The organism is Gordonia sp. 11cp, assembly GCF_057767225.1.
This window is the reverse complement of the sequence record NZ_CM173437.1, coordinates 4,714,747-4,734,950: the sequence shown is the minus strand read 5'-3', so window position 1 is coordinate 4,734,950 and position 20,204 is coordinate 4,714,747. Positions and strand designations below refer to the sequence as shown.

Sequence of the window (20,204 nt, the reverse complement as noted above, 5' to 3'; positions counted from 1 at the left end):
ACTGCAGTGGTTGATCGTCTGATCGTCCGAGGTGCCCGCGAACACAATCTGCGCGGCATCGATGTCGACCTTCCCCGGGACAGCCTCATCGTCTTCACCGGGCTGTCGGGATCGGGCAAGTCGTCCCTGGCCTTCGACACGATCTTCGCCGAGGGCCAGCGGCGCTACGTCGAGTCGCTGTCCGCCTACGCGAGGCAGTTCCTCGGGCAGATGGACAAGCCGGACGTGGACTTCATCGAGGGGCTCTCGCCCGCGGTGTCCATCGATCAGAAGTCCACCAACCGCAATCCTCGGTCGACCGTCGGCACGATCACCGAGGTCTACGACTACCTGCGTCTGCTCTACGCCCGCGCGGGCAAGGCGCACTGCCCGATCTGCGGCGAGCCCATCGCCAAGCAGACGCCGCAGCAGATCGTCGACCAGGTCCTCGCCATGGACGAGGGCACGCGTTTCCAGGTCCTCGCGCCGGTTGTCCGCACGCGCAAGGGTGAGTTCGTCGACCTGTTCGCCGAACTCCAGACGCAGGGCTTCTCACGTGCGCGCATCGACGGGGTCGTGCACCCGCTGACCGATCCGCCGAAGCTGAAGAAGCAGGAGAAGCACGACATCGAGGTGGTCGTGGACCGCCTGGTGGTCAAGAGCAGTGCCAAACAGCGCCTGACGGATTCGGTCGAGACCGGTCTGCGCCTGGCCGACGGCATCATCGTGCTCGACTTCGTCGACCTCGACGAGGACGACCCGGAGCGCGAGCGGCGCTTCTCGGAGCGGATGGCCTGCCCGAACGCGCATCCGATCGCGATCGACGACCTCGAACCGCGGTCGTTCTCGTTCAACTCGCCCTACGGCGCCTGCCCGGAATGCGACGGGCTCGGCGTCCGCAAGGAGGTCGACGAGGAACTCGTCGTGCCCGACCCGGAGATGTCACTCGCCGAAGGTGCGATCGCGCCGTGGTCGACCGGACACAACGCCGACTATTTCCTCCGGCTGATGTCGGGTCTGGCCGACCAGATGAAGTTCGACATCAACACGCCTTGGAAGAAGCTGCCCATCAAGGCGCGTCGGGCTCTGCTCAACGGCAGCGATCACCAGGTCCACGTCAAGTTCCGCAACCGATACGGCCGGACCCGGTCGTACTACACCGAGTTCGAGGGTGTCCTCTCGTTCCTCGCGCGCCGCATGGACCAGACCGAGTCCGAGCAGATGAAGGAGCGCTACGAGGGCTACATGCGCGACGTGCCGTGCCCCGCATGTCAGGGTGCGCGCCTCCGCCCCGAGATCCTCGCGGTGACGCTCGATCACCCGGAGTACGGGCCGAAGTCGATCGCCGAGGTGTGTGCACTGTCGGTCGCCGACTGTGCCGACTTCCTCGACCAGCTGCAGCTCGACTCGCGGCAGGCAGCCATCGCCGGCCGTGTCCTCAAAGAGGTCCAGGCCCGCATCCGGTTCCTGCTCGACGTCGGGCTCGAGTACCTGTCCCTGGAGCGCGCGGCGGGTTCGCTGTCGGGCGGTGAGGCACAGCGCATCCGACTGGCCACCCAGATCGGATCCGGCCTCGCGGGCGTGCTCTACGTCCTCGACGAGCCGTCGATCGGTCTGCACCAGCGCGACAACCGCCGGCTCATCGACACGCTGACCCGTCTTCGGGATCTCGGCAACACACTCATCGTCGTCGAACACGACGAGGACACCATCCGCGCGGCCGACTGGATCGTCGACATCGGTCCCCGGGCCGGCGAGCACGGCGGCCACGTCGTGCACAGCGGTAGCTACAAGGACCTGCTGAAGAACCGGAAGTCGCTGACCGGTGCGTACCTCGCGGGTCGCGACACGTTGCCGGTGCCGGAGATCCGCCGGCCGATCGACCGCAAGCGGCAGCTGACCGTCGTCGGTGCGCGCGAGCACAACCTGCGTGGCATCGACGTGTCATTCCCGCTCGGCGTGATGACCGCGGTGACCGGTGTTTCGGGGTCGGGCAAGTCGACGCTCGTCAACGACATCCTGGCGACCGTGCTCGCCAACAAACTCAACGGTGCGCGGCAGGTGCCCGGACGTCACACGCGCATCAAGGGTCTGGACAACCTGGACAAGCTCGTCCAGGTCGACCAGTCGCCGATCGGCCGCACCCCGCGGTCCAACCCGGCCACCTACACCGGTGTCTTCGACAAGATCAGGACGCTCTTCGCGGCGACCACCGAGGCCAAGGTGCGCGGCTACCAACCGGGCCGGTTCTCGTTCAACGTCAAGGGCGGCCGCTGCGAGGCGTGCACCGGCGAGGGCACGATCAAGATCGAGATGAACTTCCTGCCGGACGTCTACGTCCCGTGCGAGGTCTGCCACGGTGCGCGCTACAACCGGGAGACCCTCGAAGTGCACTACAAGGGCAAGACCATCTCCGAGGTCCTCGACATGCCGATCGAAGAGGCAGCCGACTTCTTCGAACCCGTCACGTCGATCCACCGCTACCTCAAGACACTCGTCGACGTCGGTCTCGGTTACGTCCGGCTCGGACAGCCGGCACCGACCCTGTCCGGTGGCGAGGCGCAGCGCGTCAAGCTGGCCGCCGAGTTGCAGAAGCGGTCGATGGGCCGGACCGTCTACATCCTCGACGAACCCACCACCGGGCTTCACTTCGAGGACATCAAGAAGCTGCTCGCCGTGATCAACGGCCTGGTCGACAAGGGCAACACGGTCATCGTGATCGAGCACAACCTCGACGTCATCAAGACGGCCGACTGGGTCATCGACATGGGACCCGAGGGCGGCGCAGGCGGCGGGACCGTCGTCGCCGAAGGTGTCCCCGAGGACATCGCGGCGACCCCGGGCAGCCACACCGGCAAGTTCCTGGCCGAGATCGTCGACATCGACCACGCGGTGGCGTCGGTCGGCTGACCCGCCGGACAGAATCGCCACTTCCGTTGCAGCAGCGCTGGTCACAGCCTCCGCGGCTGCGGGGAAGTGGCGATTCCGTGTAAGTGTTGCCGGGCCTACTTGCCCATCGACTTGCGGATCTCCTCGAGACGCTTCTTCGCGGCCTCGTCGCGCTTGCGCATCATCTCGTCGACGCTGTGTCCTTCCGGACTGGCCTCCGCGAGCTCCTGGGAACCGATCGCGGTCGTGATCCGGTTCTCGATCTTGTCGCGGACGAAATCGAAGGTCGGGACGCCGCTGTCGGAGTAGTTCGGATCGGGGAACGCTCCCGGTACCGGGGCGGTCGGCACGATCTCGGCATCGACGATCTCGTCGGATCCCCCGGGCTCATCGGCATTCGTCATGAGTCCAGGGTAGAGGGTTTCGACACGGCTCGTCGCTACGCTCCTCGCCCGCTCAACCAGCAGGAACCGCTACCGCCGAGGCGCGCGAACCGGACCGGTGTACTTCTCGCCCGGGCCCTCGCCGGGTTCGTCCGGGTAGGCACTCGCCTCCCGGAACGCCAGCTGCAGGCTCTTCAGGCCGTCACGGATGGGCGCGGCATGGATGCCGAGATCGGCCTTCGACGCGTCGACGATGCCGGCCAGGGCGGTGATCAGGGTGCGGGCCTCGGGGAGGTCGATGCGGTCGGCGGGGGTGCCCTCGGCCAGTCCGAGCTTCTCGGCCGCCGCACTCATCAGCATGACGATGGACCGGGTGATGACCTCGATGGCCGGAATATCGCCCAGGTCACGGACGTTGTCCGGATCGGTGTGCGCTGCATCTCCCGTGTCGGCGCCGCCACCCGTCGCAACTTCCGGGGGTAACGGTGCAGGTGACGAATAGGAGTTCTCGGCCATGGCTGTTAGACTCCCATAGCACGACCGCCCTGGTATGCGCCGGGGTCGTAAGTGGAGTTCCGCTCCCACCGTTCGACGCGAGGTCACTCGCAGTTGCACGGTCCGGTTCACGCCGATCGTCGCAGATCGCATCTTTCGATGCTGAGCTGTACATCGGCGGCAACGTGTGTCAGTGATGGCATCCGCGTTGCGAACCGGTCGGTATCGGAGCCCCGCGGACAACAGTCCCGGGGCTTTGTTGCTGAGGTGTCCCGCAGGTTCTCTTGCATACGTCCCTCGCCACGACGCGACGGTTACCACTGCAGGATTGAACAAGGAGGCCCCATCAGCACTGAGACCCGCATCAACGAGCGCATCCGCGTCCCTGAGGTCCGACTCGTCGGACCCAACTCGGAGCAGGTGGGCATCGTGCGTGTTGAAGATGCGCTTCGCTTGGCCTACGAGGCCGATCTCGACCTGGTCGAGGTGGCTCCGGACGCCCGTCCGCCGGTCTGCAAGATCATGGACTACGGCAAGTTCAAGTACGAGGCGGCCCAGAAGCAGCGCGAATCGCGTCGCAATCAGCAGATGACCGTCATCAAGGAGCAGAAGCTCCGTCCCAAGATCGACGACCACGATTACGAGACCAAGAAGGGTCACGTCATCCGGTTCCTCGAGGCGGGATCCAAGGTGAAGGTCACCATCATGTTCCGCGGCCGCGAGCAGTCCCGTCCCGAGCTCGGCTACCGACTGTTGCAGCGCCTGGGCAACGACGTCGCCGACTACGGCTTCGTCGAGACGTCGGCCAAGCAGGACGGTCGCAACATGACGATGGTCCTCGCCCCGCACAAGGGTGCGAAGACCCGCCAGAAGGCGCAAGAGAGCCGTGAACGTTCCGGTGGCCCGAAGGCCGCCGCGGACGAGAACTGAGTCGATCGGCCGGACGAGAGTCCGAACCGTTCCGGCCGAGATCACGACACGCGAACCCGGTACACACCGGACCTCGCCAGGTCCGGTGCCCGAGTTCGCCCGAGAGAAGGAAGAACATGCCGAAGAGCAAGACCCACAAGGGCACCGCGAAGCGCTTCAAGGTGACCGGCAGCGGAAAGATCGTCCGCCAGAAGGCCAACCGCCGCCACCTGCTCGAGCACAAGTCGTCCAAGCGCACCCGTCGTCTCGACGGCACCACCGTCGTCAGCGAGAACGACGCCCCGCGCATCAAGCGACTGCTCAACCGCTGACGCCAGCGACCCCAGACATCTGACAAGCAAAAGGATCTAACACATGGCACGCGTGAAAAGGGCCGTCAACGCCCAGAAGAAGCGTCGGTCCACCCTCGAGGCCTCCAAGGGCTACCGCGGACAGCGGTCGCGCCTGTACCGCAAGGCGAAGGAGCAGCAGCTCCACTCGCTGAACTACGCCTACCGCGACCGTCGCGCGCGCAAGGGTGAGTTCCGCAAGCTGTGGATCTCGCGTATCAACGCCGCGGCCCGCGCCAACGACATCACCTACAACCGACTCATCCAGGGCCTCAAGGCCGCTGGTGTCGAGGTCGACCGCAAGGTGCTCGCCGACATCGCCGTGACCGATCCCGAGGCCTTCACCGGTCTGGTCGAGGTCGCCCGCAAGGCACTGCCGGCCGACGTCAACGCCCCGGCTGCCTGATTGCGCCCCAGCACCCACGACCCGCGAGTCGCGCGGACGAGCCTCCGATGACGGAGATCCTGTCCGAGCGATCCTCGCGGGTCGTGTCGTATGCGAAGCTGCATCGCGCCGCCGAGCGGCGGGAGCAGGGTCGCTTCCTCGCCGAAGGGGCGAATGCCGTCGCGTCGGCGCTCTCCGTCGGACGGGTCGAGGCGCTCCTGGTCGCCGACGAGGAGCACCACCGCCACCGCGCTCTCGTCGACACCGCCACGTCGGCCGGCATACCGGTGTCGGTGATCACCGACCGTGCCGCGTCCAAACTCGCGGAGACATCCACGCCCGCAGGCATCTTCGCGATCTGTCCGCTTCTCGACGTTCCGCTCGGGTCCGCTCTCGCCGGCGAACCCCGGCTCCTGGCGATCGCCGTCGAGGCCCGTGAGCCCGGCAACGCGGGCACGCTGATCCGGTGCGCCGACGCGATGGGCGCCGACGCCGTCGTCCTGCTGGGCGACGCCGTCGATCCGCACAACGGCAAGTGCGTCCGGGCGAGTGCGGGAAGCGTGTTCACGGTGCCCGTGGTGCGCGACCGGTCCGTCGAGGACGCGCTCGACGCCATTCGCGCGGCCGGTGTCACGCTGCTCGCCACGGCGGCCGACGGCGAGGTCGACCTGGACTCCGCCGGCGACATCCTCGCCGGCCGCGTCGCCTGGCTCTTCGGCAACGAGGCGCACGGGCTGCCGCCGCACACCCAGCGCTCGGCCGACCATCGCGTGTCCATTCCGATCCGCGGTCGCGCGGAGAGCCTGAATGTCGCTGCCGCGGCGGCCATCTGTCTGTACGAGAGCGCTCGCGTCCACCGCGCGGCGGGTCGCGTCTGACCGCTGTCCGAGTCGGCCGGTAGGGTCGGCGATCGTGTCAGAAACTGTGTCACCCGACTCCGCCCCCGAACCCGCGCCCGCGACCCCCGGCTCGCCGGCCGCCGCACCGCAGACGGTGCCCGCGCCCGATCCCGCGGTCGTGAACTCCCGCATCGCCTCGGCGATCGCCACCGAGCTCGGTGTGGGCGTCGGCCAGGTGCGGGCGGCGATCGAACTGCTCGACGGTGGATCGACCGTTCCGTTCGTCGCCCGGTACCGCAAGGAGGCCACCGGTGGTCTCGACGACGCGCAACTCCGCACGCTCGACGAGCGTCTCGGCTACCTGCGCGACCTCGAAGCCCGACGTCAGGCGGTCCGCGAATCGATCGCCGCGCAGGGCAAGCTCGACGCCGCTCTCGACGCGCGCATCCGCGAGGCCGACACCAAGGCGCGCCTCGAGGACATCTACCTTCCCTACAAGCCCAAGCGTCGCACCAAGGCCCAGATCGCGCGCGAGGCCGGCCACGAGCCCGTGGCCGATGCGTTGCTCTCGGACCCGACGACGGACCCGTCGACCTTCGCCGCCGAGCAACTCGACGGTGCTCGCGCGATCGCGGTGGAGCGGTTCGCCGAGGACGCCGACCTGGTCGGTGAACTCCGAGAACTGATGTGGCAGACAGGAGTGCTGCGCACCGCGGTTCGCGAGGGCAAGGAGTCGGCCGGCGCCAAGTTCGCCGACTACTTCGAGTTCTCCGAACCGTTCACCTCGCTGCCGTCGCATCGGGTCCTGGCGGTGCTGCGCGGCGAGCGCGAGGAGATCCTCTCGGTCACTCTCGACGCCGATCCCGAGGCGGCCGACCGGCCCGCCGGCCCCGGGCCGTACGAGCAGCGGATCGCCGCCCGTTTCGGCATCTCCGATCAGGGCCGTCCCGCCGACCGCTGGCTTGTCGACACGGTGCGATGGGCATGGCGCACCAAGCTCTTCGTCGGGTTGTCCCTCGATGTCCGGATGCGGCTGCGTCAGGCCGCGGAAGCGGATGCGGTCGCCGTGTTCGCGACGAACCTCAAAGACCTCCTGCTCGCCGCGCCCGCCGGATCGCGCACGACCATGGGGCTCGATCCGGGTCTGCGGACCGGCGTGAAGGTCGCCGTCGTGAACGCGACCGGCAAGGTCGTGGACACCGCGACGATCTACCCCCACGAGCCCCGGCGTGACAAGTCCGGCTCGCTGGCCGTGCTGGGCGCGCTGGTCGAGAAGCACGGCATCGAACTCATCGCCATCGGCAACGGCACCGCCTCGCGGGAGACCGACGCGCTCGCCGGGGAACTGCTGTCCGCGATCAAGGCGGCCGGCAAGACTCCGCCGACGAGCGTCGTCGTGTCCGAGGCCGGTGCCTCGGTGTACTCCGCGTCGGCCTACGCCTCGAAGGAGCTGCCCGACCTCGACGTCTCCATCCGCGGCGCGGTCTCGATCGCGCGTCGACTCCAGGACCCGCTCGCAGAGCTCGTGAAGATCGACCCGAAGTCCATCGGGGTCGGCCAGTACCAGCACGACATCTCCGAGACCCTGCTCGCGCGCTCGCTCGGCGCGGTCGTCGAAGACGCGGTGAACGCGGTGGGCGTCGACGTGAACACCGCCTCGGTGCCCCTGCTGTCCCGGGTCTCCGGCATCACCGCCGGTCTCGCGGAATCGATTGTCGCGCACCGTGACACCAACGGCGCGTTCCGGAATCGCAAGCAGATCACAGCTGTACCCCGACTCGGACCCAAGGCGTTCGAACAGTGCGCAGGCTTCCTGCGCATCGCCGACGGCGACAATCCGCTCGACGCGTCGAGCGTGCACCCCGAGGCGTATCCGGTCGTCACTCGCATCATCGAGAAGGTGGGCACCGACGTCCGGTCGCTGATCGGTGACACCGCGACCCTCACCACGCTGCGTCCCGAGGAGTTCGTCGACGAGACGTTCGGTCGTCCGACCGTCGTCGACATCATCGCCGAACTGGACAAGCCGGGACGCGACCCGCGTCCCGAGTTCAAGACCGCCACCTTCGCCACCGGTATCGAGAAGGTCTCCGACCTCACCCCGGGCATGGTCCTCGAAGGTCAGGTCACCAACGTGGCCGCCTTCGGTGCGTTCGTCGACGTGGGTGTCCACCAGGACGGACTCGTCCACGTCTCCGCGATGGCGCACCGCTTCGTCTCCGACCCCCACGAGGTCGTCAAGTCCGGTGACATCGTGAAGGTGAAGGTCATGGACGTCGACGTCGAACGCAAGCGCATCGGCTTGTCGCTCCGGCTCGACGACGAGCCGGGGAGCGATGGCAAGCCTGCCCGCGCACCTCGCGGTCAGGCGCGTGAGGACTCTCCGCGCGGCGGCGGGCAGCCGCGTAAGAACGACCAGCGCGGCGGCGGTCGCGGCAACCCGGCCGGGCAGGGTGGCCGGGGAGGTCAGGCCAATCGAGGCGGGAATCGCAACGATCGGCGGCCGGCGCCCAGCGGAGCGATGGCCGACGCGCTCAAGCGAGCCGGCTTCGGCAAGTAGCGTCACAGCCCCGGCGGTCCGGTTTCTCGAACCGGGCCGCCACGGGCACAGGTGGCGTCCAGAGGTTCCGGCCGGCGTCCGGCGACACGGGAATTGCTGACCCCGACCGAGTAGTTCTGCTCAGGTCGTCGCGGCCGCCGCTGCCGAGACTGACGGCATGCTCAGCACCGAATCCGGATGGCCGGCGTCGACCGGTCTGCCGGGTACCCGTGACCTCGACGCTCTCACCGGCAACCGTGATCGCGTCGTCGACCTCCTCCGCATCGTCTCGCTCGTCGTGGTCGTCGCCGGCCACTCGATCATGCTCACCGTCGAGGTCGCCGACGGCTCGATCCATCTGGGCAACACACTCGGCGACGTGCCCGCATTGCAGCCGGCGACCTGGGTGCTGCAGGTGCTGCCGCTGTTCTTCTTCGCCGGGGCCGCCGCGGCGACCCTCGGCTGGACCTCACGCGGCCCTGCCGACATCCCGACGGCGGGGCAGTGGCTGTTCGGGCGGTCGCAGCGCTTGTTGCGCCCGGTCTTCTGGTACCTCGGAACCGTCGGGGCCGTGTACGCCGTCCTGTCCCGCATCGGTGCCTCGGCAGCGGCCGACGTCGTCGCGCGTCTCGGGGTGCAGTTGCTGTGGTTTCTCGGCGCCTACCTGCTCGTGCTGGCCGTCGTCCCGTTCCTGCAACGGCTCTCCTCCGGTGGTGGCGTGGCGCTCGCCCTGGCGTTCTGCTGGGGGAGTACGGCGATCGTCGACGCCGTCCGACTGGCGGACGGTCCCGCCGCACTGGGCTACCTGAACTTCCTCACCGTGTGGACGATCCCCGCTGTCCTCGGAGTCGCCTACGCCAAGAGGATCCTCCGACCCGCCACGGCACTCGCGGTGGCCGTCGGCGCGCTCGTCGCCGACCTCGCCCTCGTCGCGTGGGGGCCGTATGAGGTCTCGCTCGTGACCGTGCCGGGCCAGCAGTTGTCCAACATGAGTCCGCCGAGCCTGCTGCTCGCCGGTCACGCGATCGTGTTGTGCGCGGGCGCGATCGCCGTGCGCCGGTTCCTCGCGGTCGTCGTCGGCCGTCCGCATGTCTGGTGGTGGGTGGTGCTGGGCAACCGGGGTGCGATGACGCTCTATCTCTGGCATCTGCCGGTGCTCGCGGCGATCATCGGGACCGGTGCTGCGCTCGGTGTCGACCGTGCCGATGTCGGGTCGGCATCGTTCGGGGCCGTCGTCGGTGTGCAGACCCTGCTGCTGCTCGCGGCCATGATCCCGGTGGTCGGGGTGCTGTCGCCGCTGGAGAACCGGCCCCTGCCGTGGTGGGACGATCCCGTTGCCCGACGCAGCGCGCCGCTGCGGAATGCGACCCTGCTGATGCTGCTGGCCGGTGTCGGCGTGGCGATCCTGATGGTCGCGCGTGCCGGACTGGCCGGTGGAGGCGTGTGGTGGCTGGTCGTGGGCCTCGTGTGTGCCGTCGCCGCTCGTGGGCTGGCGGTTCCCGCCGGTCGCCGGACCACGGCGGGAGTTGCTTCCCGGAGACGGGGCTCCCGGCAGGTCAGCGCGTCGCGGTAGTCGACTACCCTCGACGGGAGTCATCGTCGGCACCCGAGGTGTGCCGCTGGGTCAGCGTGCGCAGCGGGACGACGGTGGCCCACCATCCACCGATCGACGCATGAGGAGCACGCCCACCGTGGCCACTTCCGCCGACGCAACGGCATTCCCGGGACCCGACGACCTCGAGGCGGCCGCATCCGCGGCGATCGCGGCCTTCGAGGCGGCGGTCGATCTCGATCAGCTCGCCGCGGCCAAGTCGGCGCACCTCGGTGACCGCTCGCCGATCGCTCTCGCCCGCCGCGCGCTGGGTTCGATTCCCAAGGACCAGCGCTCGGAGGCGGGCAAACTGGTCAATCAGGTCCGCGGCCGGGTGTCGGCGGCTCTGGAGGCACGCACCGCAGTCCTCGACGCCGAGCGCGACGCGGCGGTCCTCGTCGCCGAGTCCATCGACGTGACGTTGCCGAGTGGGCGGCGTCCGGTGGGTGCACGTCATCCCATCACCGTCATCGCCGAGCAGGTGGCCGACGTGTTCGTCGGCATGGGCTGGGAGATCGCGGAGGGCCCGGAGGTCGAGACCGAGCACTACAACTTCGACGCGCTCAACTTCCTTCCGGATCATCCCGCCCGGTCCATGCAGGACACCTTCTACATCGCGCCCGAGGGGTCTCGTCAGGTCCTGCGGACGCACACCTCGCCGGTGCAGGTGCGCTCGATGCTGAGCCGCGACCTGCCCATCTACGTCGCCTGTCCCGGCCGTACGTTCCGGACCGACGAACTCGACGCCACCCACACGCCGGTGTTCCATCAGATCGAGGGCCTCGCCGTCGACAAGGGGCTCACGCTCGCCAATCTGCGCGGCACTCTCGAGACCTTCGCCCGAGCGCTCTTCGGACCGGAGACGACGACCCGTATGCGGGCGAGCTACTTCCCGTTCACCGAACCCTCCGCCGAGGTCGACGTGTGGTTCCCCGCCAAGAAGGGCGGGCCGGGCTGGGTCGAGTGGGGCGGTTGCGGCATGGTCAATCCGAATGTGTTGCGCGCCAGCGGTATCGATCCCGACGTGTACTCCGGCTTCGCCTTCGGCATGGGTCTGGAGCGCACCCTGCAGTTCCGCAACGACATCTCCGACATGCGCGACATGGTCGAGGGTGACATCCGTTTCACCCTCCCGTTCGGTCCGGCCGCCTGACACCACGCGGCCGCACCTCCGCCGACTTCTCACGACGCGACGAAAGTAGTTGATACACAGTGCGTGCACCACAGTCCTGGTACACCGAGGTCCTCCGATCCGGCGACCCACAGTGGTCGGCGACCACCGAGGAGATCGACGCGGGATTCGTTCGCGTCGGGTTCGAGATCGAGGACATCGAGGCGTTCCCGGAGATCACCGGTCCGCTCGTGATCGGTCGCGTGGAGACGATCGAGGAACTCACCGAGTTCAAGAAGCCGATCCGGTTCTGCACGGTCGCCGTCGGTGAGGCCGAGCCGCGCGGGATCGTGTGCGGCGCGCGCAACTTCGCCGAAGGTGACCTGATCGTCGCCGCCCTGCCCGGTGTCGTGCTCCCCGGTCCGTTCGAGATCGCCTCACGCAAGACCTACGGCCGGGTCTCCGACGGCATGATCTGCTCGGTCTCCGAGCTGGGGATCGGTACCGATCACAGCGGCATCCTGGTACTCGCGCCCGGCACCGCCGAACCGGGTGCCGACGCCCGTGAGGTCCTCGGACTCGACGATGCCGCGATCGATGTGAACGTCACCCCCGACCGCGGTTACGCGTTCTCGGTGCGCGGTCTGGGCCGCGAACTCGCCGGCAGCTTCGGGGTGCCGTTCGTCGATCCGGGACTGCGATCGGCGGACCTGCCGGACGACGGGTCGGTCCCGGCGTGGCCCGTCGCCATCGACGAGGACTCCGGCGCGACGCGCTACACCGCACGGGTGATCACCGGCGTCGACCCGACGGCCATCTCACCGTGGTGGATGCAGAAGCGGCTCATGGTCGCCGGGATCCGCCCGATCTCGGCCATCGTCGACATCACCAACTACGTGATGATCGAGCTCGGTCAGCCCCTGCACGCCTTCGACGCCGACCGGGTCACGGGCACCGTCACCGTCCGCTCGGCACAACCGGGGGAGAAGCTCACCACCCTCGACGACACCGTGCGCGTCCTCGACCCCGAGGACGTGCTGATCACCGACGAATCCGGGCCGATCGCGCTGGCCGGGGTCATGGGCGGCGCGAGCACCGAGGTGGGGTCCGAGACCACCACCGTGCTGTTGGAGTCGGCGACCTTCGATCCGGTTCGGGTCTTCCGTACCGCGAAGCGCCACAAGCTGACCTCCGAGGCGAGCAAGCGGTTCGAGCGGGTCGTCGATCCCGAGATCACCGCGGTGGCCTCCGATCGCGCGGCGCAGCTGATCGTCGAGATCGCCGGTGGGCGGGTCGCCTCGCCGCTCGCGGAGACACACGTCCAGACCCCGGCCCGGCCGACGATCTCCATCGCGGCCGACGAACCGGACCGCGTCGCGGGGGTCGGCTACCCGCCCGGCACCACCCTGACCCGACTGACCGAGGTCGGCTGTGTGGTGACCGGAACCGACGAGCTCGACGTGTTCCCGCCCTCCTGGCGACCCGACCTCCGTCAGCGCGCCGACCTCGTGGAGGAGGTCCTGCGGCTCGAAGGTCTCGAGGACATCCCCGCCGTGGTTCCCCGGGCACCCGGCGGCACCGGTCTGACACCGGTCCAGCGACGCCGGCGCAGCATCGGGCGCACGCTCGCGCTCGACGGATACGTCGAGGTCCTGCCGTACCCGTTCATGCCGTCGGGTGTGTTCGACGTCTGGGACCTCCCGGCCGACGACGAACGGCGACGCACGGTCAAGGTCCTCAACCCGCTCGAGTCCGACCGTCCCGAGCTGAACACGACGCTGCTGCCGGGCCTCCTCGAGATGGCGGCCCGCAACATCGCCCGGGGACAGCGCGATCTGTCGCTCTTCACCATCGGTCAGGTCGTCGTCGCGGGCGATCACGTGGCCGCGGTGCCGGCGCTCGACGTGACCCGCCGTCCCACCGACGAGGAGATCGCCGCGCTCGACGCCTCCCTCCCGCACCAGCCGCTGCACGTCGGCGTCGTTCTCACCGGACTGCGCGATCCGGCCGGCCCCTGGGGTCCGGGACGCGCCGCCGACCATCTCGACGCCTTCGAGGCGGCACGCACGATCGGCCGGGCGGCCGGTGTCACCGTCGAGCTGACGGCCGACGATCACCGCCCGTGGCACCCCGGCCGCTGCGCGCGGCTCACGGTCGACGGGCGCACGGTCGGATACGCCGGCGAACTCCACCCCGCGATACTCGAGCGAGCCCATCTGCCCAAGCGAACCTGCGCAGTGGAGATCGACGTCGACGCGCTGCCCCTGGGCGAGCGACTTCCGGCGCCGTCGGTGTCGGTGTTCCCCGCGGTGCTGCAGGACGTCAACGTCGTCGTCGGTGGCGATGTCCCGGCCGCGGACGTCGAGAAGGCGCTGCGTGACGGGGCCGGCGACCTGCTCGAGGACATCGCGCTGTTCGACGTCTTCACCGGCGAGCAGGTCGGCGCGGGGAACAAGTCGTTGACGTTCTCCCTGCGGTTCCGCGCACCCGACCGGACACTCACCGAGGAAGAGGCCAACGAGGCCAAGCTGGCCGCCGTCGATGCCGCAGCCGCCCGGGTGGGGGCCCGACTCCGCTGACAGTCCAGATCCACACCCACCCCTGAGTGAATTCATTTGCATCCTGCTGCATAATGATCCCATGGCTTCGACAAGCTCAACCAGCGGCGAACTGCGCTCGACCAGTGGCGAGGGTTCGTCCTCAACCAGCGGCGAGGGTTCGTCCTCGACCGGCAGTGCAGGGACATCCTCGACCGGCAAGGTGAAGGTGGCGGTGGCCGGCGCGAGCGGCTACGCGGGTGGCGAGATCCTCCGGTTGCTGTGCGGGCATCCCCGTCTGCGATCCGGTGAGCTCGAGATCGGGGCGCTCACCGCGGGCGGCAACGCCGGGTCACTCCTGGGCACCCACCACCCTCATCTGCTGCCGCTGGCCGACCGGGTCCTGCAGGACACGACACCGGAGATCCTCGCCGGGCACGACGTCGTCTTCCTTGGCTTGCCGCACGGCGCGTCGGCGGTGATCGCCGATGCGCTGCCGCCGACCACGCTCATCATCGACTGCGGTGCGGACTTCCGGCTCCGCGACGCCGGTGAATGGACGTCGTACTACGGCGGCGACCACGCCGGGACCTGGCCGTATGGTCTGCCGGAGCTGCCCGGCAATCGGGAGGTGCTCAAGGATGCGAGTCGGATCGCGGTGCCGGGCTGCTATCCGACGGTCTCGATCCTGTCGCTGCTCCCGGCGATCGCCGCGGGCATCGCCGACCCGCACGTGACCGTCGTCGCGGTGAGCGGCGCCTCGGGTGCCGGCCGGTCACCCAAGGTCGACCTCCTGGCGTCCGAGGTCATCGGGTCCGCGCGGGCCTACGGGGTGGGCGGGGTCCACCGGCACACACCGGAGATCTCCCAGGCACTGTCGGCCGCCGCGGACCAGCCGGTGACCGTCTCGTTCACGCCCATCCTCGCCCCGATGGCCCGCGGGATCCTCGCCACGTGCACCGCGCGCACTGCAGCGACCGCCGAGGAGGCCCGCGCGGTGTACGAAAAGGCCTATGCCGACGAGGAATTCGTGCACGTCCTGCCGGAAGGGCGGCTACCCGCCACCGGTTCGGTGATCGGCTCCAACGCCGTACAGCTCGGCGTGACCGTCGACGAACGCGCGCAGACCCTGGTGGTCGTCGGAGCGGTCGACAACCTGACCAAGGGCACCGGCGGTGCCGCCGTCCAATCGATGAACCTGGCTCTGGGTTGGACCGAGAACGAGGGACTGAGCACTGTGGGAGTGGCACCGTGACCGGATCGCACGACACCGACAGCACCGACACCGGGCAGGACCGGATCGAGGGCGGCGCACCCGGCGACCATCCCCGCCTCGTGCGGGGGCAGGGCGTCACCGCACCGCTCGGATTCCGGGCCGCCGGCATCGCCGCCGGGATCAAGGCGTCCGGCGCGCTCGACCTCGCGCTCGTCTTCAACGAGGGTCCCGATCACTCCGCCGCAGGCGTTTTCACCCGCAATCAGGTGAAGGCGGCGCCGGTGCTGTGGTCGCAGCAAGTCCTCACCACCGGCCGGTTGCGCACGGTGATCCTCAACTCCGGCGGCGCGAACGCCTGCACCGGACCGGGCGGATTCCAGGACACCCACAAGACCGCGGAGGCCGTGGCCGACGCGCTCAGCAACTGGGGGACCAGCACCGGTGCCGTCGAGGTCGCGGTGTGCTCCACCGGACTGATCGGCGACCGGCTGCCGATGGACAAGGTGCTTGCCGGGGTCACCGAGATCGTCCAGGACATGGGCGGCGGCCTGTCCGGCGGGACGGATGCCGCGCACGCGATCATGACCACCGACACCGTCCCCAAACAGGCCGCGCTGCATCATCCGCAGGGGTGGAACGTGGGCGGCATGGGGAAGGGGGCGGGCATGCTCGCGCCGTCGCTGGCGACCATGCTGGTGGTCCTCACGACCGACGCCGCCGCGACGCCCGAGCAACTCGACACCGCCTTGCGTAGGGCGACGGCACGGACCTTCGACCGGCTCGACATCGACGGCTCGTGTTCGACGAACGACACGGTGCTGCTGCTGAGTTCGGGCGCCAGCCAGATCCCGGTCGAGCAGACCGACCTCGACGACGCGGTGTTCGCGGTCTGCGACGATCTCGCCGCCCAGATGATGGCCGACGCCGAGGGCGTCACCAAACGGGTCGTCATCACGGTGACGGGGGCCGATACCGAGGACGACGCACTGACCGTCGCCCGCGCCGTCGCGCGCGACTCCCTGGTGAAGACCGCCCTGTTCGGGTCGGATCCGAACTGGGGCCGGGTGCTGGCCGCTGTCGGTGCCTCGCCGGTCACGATCGATCCCGACCGGATCGCCGTGTCCTTCAACGGGAGTCCGGTGTGCGAGAACGGTTTCGGCGTCGAGGGAGCCCGCGATGTGGACCTGTCGGGTCCGGACATCACCGTCGTCGTCGACCTGAAGCTGGGGGAGTCCGCGGCGAGTGTCCGGACCACTGATCTCTCCCACGCGTACGTCGAAGAGAATTCGGCGTACTCGTCATGAGTGGGACGACATCGGGGGCCCACCCGATCGACCCGGCCGCCGGCCTCGCGAAGGCGAAGGTCCTCGCCGAAGCCCTTCCCGCGCTGCAGCGACTCGCGGGTGCGACCGTCGTCGTCAAGTACGGCGGCAACGCCATGATCGACGACGCGCTGAAGAAGGCGTTCGCGGCGGACATGGTCTTCCTGCGCGCGTGCGGCATGCATCCCGTGGTGGTTCATGGTGGCGGCCCGCAGATCTCGGCGATGCTGAAACGGCTGGGACTCTCCGGTGAGTTCAAGGGCGGTTTCCGGGTGACGACCCCGGAGGTCATGGACGTGGCCCGGATGGTCCTGTTCGGCCAGGTCGGGCGCGAGCTCGTGGGGCTGATCAACTCGCACGGCCCGTACGCGGTCGGCATCACCGGCGAGGACGCCCACCTGTTCACCGCGACGCGCCGCACGGTGCTCGTCGAGGGCGTGCCCACCGACATCGGTCTCGTCGGCGACATCGCGTCGGTCAACACCTCGGCCGTGCTGGACCTCGTGGCCGCCGGCCGTATCCCGGTCGTCTCGACGATCGCGCCGGACCGCGACGGGGTGGTGCACAACATCAACGCCGACACCGCGGCAGGTGCTCTCGCCGAGGCGCTCGGTGCTGCTCGGCTCGTGATGCTGACCGACGTCGAAGGTCTGTACACGGACTGGCCCGACCGCGGGTCCCTGGTGTCCCAGATCGACACGGACACACTGACCGAGCTGTTGCCGTCGCTCGACTCCGGCATGGTCCCCAAGATGGAGGCGTGCTTGCGCGCGGTCACCGGCGGCGTCGACCGCGCGCACGTGATCGACGGGCGTGTCGCCCATTCGGTACTGGCCGAACTGTTGACCGAGAGCTCGACCGGCACCACCGTCGTGGTTCCCGAGGAGGACGCATGACCGCTCCACTGCAGCAGCGCTGGACACAGTCGCTGATGAACAACTACGGCACCCCCGCCATCGCCCTCGTCGAGGGTTCGGGAGCGTATGTCACCGACGCCGACGGCAAGCGCTATCTCGATCTCCTCGGCGGGATCGCGGTGAACGCCCTCGGTCATGCGCACCCGGCGATCGTCGACGCAGTGACCACTCAGCTCCAGACGCTGGGGCACGTGTCGAACCTGTACATCGCGCCGCCCGTGGTCGAGCTCGCCGAGAAGTTGCTCGACCGGTTCGGCCACCCGGGTCGCGTCTTCTTCTGCAACTCCGGGACCGAGGCGAACGAGGCCGCGTTCAAGCTCGCCCGGCGGACCGGTCGGCCCGAGATCGTCGCCGCCGAGAAGGCCTTTCACGGCCGGACGATGGGTGCGCTCGCGATGACCGGACAACCGGCGAAGCGCACGCCGTTCGAACCGATGCCCGCCGGCGTGCGGTTCGTTCCCTACGGAGACGTCGACGCCCTCGACGCGGCGGTCTCCGACCAGACCGCCGCGGTGATCCTCGAGCCGATCCTCGGGGAGGCCGGCGTCGTGGTGCCCCCGGCCGACTATCTGGCGGCCGCACGCCGGATCACCGAGGAGCGCGGCGCACTGCTGATCCTCGACGAGGTGCAGACCGGCGTCGCCCGGACCGGAACGTTCTTCGCCCATCAGCAGGTGGGCGTGGTGCCCGATGTGATGACGCTCGCCAAGGGGCTCGGCGGTGGCCTCCCGATCGGCGCGTGTATCGCCACCGGCCCCGCTGCCGACCTGTTCGAGCCCGGTCAACACGGCACCACCTTCGGCGGCAATCCCGTCAGTGCGGCCGCCGCGCTGGCCGTACTCCAGGTCATCGAGTCCGACGATCTACTCGATTCTGTTGCAGCGGTGGGGAAGTCGATCGCGACCGGTATCGAGGACCTGCAGCACCCGCTGGTGTCCCACGTGCGGGGGTCGGGGCTGTTGCTCGGAGTGGTGCTGACCCAACCGCTCTCGCAGCGCGTCGAGGCCGCGGCCCGGGACGCCGGATTCCTCATCAATGCGCCCGCGCCCGACGTCCTACGCCTGGCCCCACCGCTGATCCTCACCGAGGAGCAGGGACGGGGTTTCGTGCGCGCACTGCCAGAACTGCTCGACACCGCCGCGGCAGCGGCCCTGTCAGACACCGCTGCGGCCGCACACGCCGCCACATCGAACGAGGGGGACAAGCCATGACCAGACACTTCCTGCGCGACGACGATCTGACCCCGGCCGAGCAGGCCGAGGTGCTCGCACTCGCGGCCGAGGTCAAGGCGAAACCGTTCGACTTCCGGCCATTGGAGGGCCCGCGGGGAGTCGGGGTGATCTTCGACAAGAACTCCACCCGAACCCGGTTCTCGTTCGAGGTCGGCATCGCCCAGCTCGGCGGTCACGCGGTCGTCGTCGACGGCCGGACGACGCAGCTGGGGCGCGAGGAGACGCTGGAGGACACCGGTCTCGTCCTGTCCCGCTTCGTCGACGCGATCGTGTGGCGGACGTTCGGGCAGGACCGCCTGGAAGCGCTCTCGTCGACCGCCACCGTGCCCGTGGTCAACGCCCTCTCCGACGAGTTCCACCCGTGCCAGGTGCTCGCCGACCTGCAGACCATCGCCGAGCACAAGGGTGCGCCTGCGGGGCAGACGATGACGTATCTGGGTGACGGTGCCAACAACATGGCGCACTCGCTGGCCCTCGGCGGCGTCACGGCCGGCATGCACGTGATCATCAGCTCGCCGGACGGTTTCCAGCCCGACCCCGTGGTCATCGCGGCCGCCGAGAAGCGCGCCGCGCAGACCGGCGGCTCGGTGAAGCTGGTGACCGATCCCGTCGCCGCCGCGACCGGTGCCGACGTGCTGGTGACCGACACCTGGGTGTCGATGGGGCAGGAGGCCGACGGCAAGGACCGCACGGCGCCGTTCCGGCCGTATCAGATCAACGACGAACTCCTCGCTCATGCCGCGGACGACGCGATCGTGCTGCATTGTCTGCCTGCGCATCGCGGCGACGAGATCACCGCCTCGGTGATCGACGGTCCCCGCAGCGTGGTGTTCGACGAGGCCGAGAACCGCCTGCACGCGCAGAAGGCCCTGCTGATCTGGCTGCTGGACCACCAGTGATCCGGTACCACGAGTGACCGGGGAACGACAGTGAGCGTCGAACCGACCATGACCAGGAATCCACGATGACCGCCGGAGCCGAGCCCTCGGAGAGCCGACTCGCCGCCACCCGCGCGGGGCGACATGCGCGGATCATCGAGATCCTCTCCACGCATCAGGTCCGCAGCCAGTCCGAACTACAGCGGCTGCTCGCCGAGGAGGGCGTCGACGCCACCCAGGCGACGCTGTCGCGCGATCTCGACGAGCTCGGCGCGGTGAAGCTGCGCGCCGCGGACGGCGGCGCCGGTGTCTACGTGGTGCCCGAAGACGGTTCGCCCGTCCGCGGGGTGTCCGGCGGGACCGACCGGCTCGGCAGGCTCGTCTCGGACCTGTTGGTGTCGACCGACAGCAGCGGCAACCTCGCGGTGCTGCGAACGCCCCCGGGTGCCGCGCACTATCTCGCGGCCGCGCTCGACCGGGCACGCCTGCCCGACGTCGTCGGGACGATCGCCGGGGACGACACGATCTTCGTGGTGGCACGCGAACCGCTCGACGGAGCCGAACTCGCCCGCCGGATCGAGGGCCTCGTGTAGCCGTCCCCTCATCCATGTCCGGTTCCGCCCCCCATGGCG

At 69.1% G+C, this 20,204-nt stretch carries 17 protein-coding genes; 15 read left to right on the top strand and 2 right to left on the bottom strand.

Going from position 1 to position 20,204, the window contains the following annotated elements:
* Nucleotides 1-6: 6 nt before the first annotated feature.
* The gene (gene uvrA, locus AC3B6C_RS21275; RefSeq protein WP_014927050.1) at nt 7-2,889 is read left to right on the top strand and encodes an excinuclease ABC subunit UvrA; all 2,883 of its coding nucleotides are present in this window, start codon (nt 7-9) and stop codon (nt 2,887-2,889) included.
* A gap of 95 nt (nt 2,890-2,984) precedes the next feature.
* Here uvrA and AC3B6C_RS21270 read toward each other — a convergent pair whose 3' ends face one another.
* On the bottom strand, nt 2,985-3,272 hold the full coding sequence (locus AC3B6C_RS21270; protein ID WP_488374031.1) for a PspA domain-containing protein: 288 nt from the start codon (nt 3,270-3,272) through the stop codon (nt 2,985-2,987).
* A gap of 69 nt (nt 3,273-3,341) precedes the next feature.
* The gene (locus AC3B6C_RS21265; RefSeq protein WP_488374030.1) at nt 3,342-3,767 is read right to left on the bottom strand and encodes a DUF1844 domain-containing protein; all 426 of its coding nucleotides are present in this window, start codon (nt 3,765-3,767) and stop codon (nt 3,342-3,344) included.
* 267 nt (nt 3,768-4,034) lie between these two features.
* On the opposite strand from AC3B6C_RS21265, the gene infC reads away from it, so the two are divergent.
* The 14 genes from infC (at nt 4,035) to AC3B6C_RS21195 (ending at nt 20,165) form a co-directional block, all read left to right on the top strand.
* Nucleotides 4,035-4,676 (top strand): translation initiation factor IF-3, encoded by a 642-nt coding sequence (infC, locus tag AC3B6C_RS21260; protein ID WP_084817310.1) that lies wholly within the window; start codon nt 4,035-4,037, stop codon nt 4,674-4,676.
* A gap of 116 nt (nt 4,677-4,792) precedes the next feature.
* Nucleotides 4,793-4,987, top strand: a complete 195-nt coding sequence (gene rpmI / locus AC3B6C_RS21255) for a 50S ribosomal protein L35 (RefSeq protein WP_004018754.1) — start codon at nt 4,793-4,795, stop codon at nt 4,985-4,987.
* Between the two features lie 43 nt (nt 4,988-5,030).
* The gene (rplT, locus tag AC3B6C_RS21250) at nt 5,031-5,411 is read left to right on the top strand and encodes a 50S ribosomal protein L20 (RefSeq protein WP_010844357.1); all 381 of its coding nucleotides are present in this window, start codon (nt 5,031-5,033) and stop codon (nt 5,409-5,411) included.
* Between the two features lie 47 nt (nt 5,412-5,458).
* Nucleotides 5,459-6,268, top strand: coding sequence for a TrmH family RNA methyltransferase (locus AC3B6C_RS21245; protein WP_488374029.1), 810 nt, complete (start codon nt 5,459-5,461; stop codon nt 6,266-6,268).
* Nucleotides 6,269-6,314: 46 nt separating this feature from the next.
* Entirely contained in the window at nt 6,315-8,789 is a 2,475-nt protein-coding gene (locus AC3B6C_RS21240) for a Tex family protein (protein WP_488376339.1), read from the top strand.
* A 157-nt stretch (nt 8,790-8,946) separates the two neighbouring features.
* On the top strand, nt 8,947-10,341 hold the full coding sequence (locus tag AC3B6C_RS21235) for an acyltransferase family protein (RefSeq protein WP_488374028.1): 1,395 nt from the start codon (nt 8,947-8,949) through the stop codon (nt 10,339-10,341).
* Nucleotides 10,342-10,459: 118 nt separating this feature from the next.
* Entirely contained in the window at nt 10,460-11,512 is a 1,053-nt protein-coding gene (pheS, locus tag AC3B6C_RS21230; RefSeq protein WP_010844361.1) for a phenylalanine--tRNA ligase subunit alpha, read from the top strand.
* A 59-nt stretch (nt 11,513-11,571) separates the two neighbouring features.
* A complete protein-coding gene (gene pheT / locus AC3B6C_RS21225; protein WP_488374027.1) occupies nt 11,572-14,049 on the top strand; it encodes a phenylalanine--tRNA ligase subunit beta in 2,478 nt (825 codons plus the stop codon).
* A 187-nt stretch (nt 14,050-14,236) separates the two neighbouring features.
* Nucleotides 14,237-15,262 (top strand): N-acetyl-gamma-glutamyl-phosphate reductase, encoded by a 1,026-nt coding sequence (gene argC, locus AC3B6C_RS21220; protein ID WP_488376336.1) that lies wholly within the window; start codon nt 14,237-14,239, stop codon nt 15,260-15,262.
* Nucleotides 15,259-16,527, top strand: a complete 1,269-nt coding sequence (gene argJ, locus AC3B6C_RS21215) for a bifunctional glutamate N-acetyltransferase/amino-acid acetyltransferase ArgJ (protein ID WP_488374026.1) — start codon at nt 15,259-15,261, stop codon at nt 16,525-16,527. The genes argC and argJ overlap by 4 nt, the downstream gene beginning before the upstream one ends.
* A complete protein-coding gene (gene argB, locus AC3B6C_RS21210) occupies nt 16,524-17,441 on the top strand; it encodes an acetylglutamate kinase (RefSeq protein WP_488374025.1) in 918 nt (305 codons plus the stop codon). The genes argJ and argB overlap by 4 nt, the downstream gene beginning before the upstream one ends.
* On the top strand, nt 17,438-18,673 hold the full coding sequence (locus tag AC3B6C_RS21205) for an acetylornithine transaminase (protein WP_014927039.1): 1,236 nt from the start codon (nt 17,438-17,440) through the stop codon (nt 18,671-18,673). Before argB ends, AC3B6C_RS21205 begins: the two co-directional genes overlap by 4 nt.
* Nucleotides 18,670-19,593, top strand: a complete 924-nt coding sequence (gene argF, locus AC3B6C_RS21200; RefSeq protein ID WP_010844367.1) for an ornithine carbamoyltransferase — start codon at nt 18,670-18,672, stop codon at nt 19,591-19,593. Before AC3B6C_RS21205 ends, argF begins: the two co-directional genes overlap by 4 nt.
* 65 nt (nt 19,594-19,658) lie before the next feature.
* Nucleotides 19,659-20,165, top strand: coding sequence for an arginine repressor (locus AC3B6C_RS21195; protein ID WP_010844368.1), 507 nt, complete (start codon nt 19,659-19,661; stop codon nt 20,163-20,165).
* The last annotated feature ends 39 nt before the right edge of the window (nt 20,166-20,204 follow it).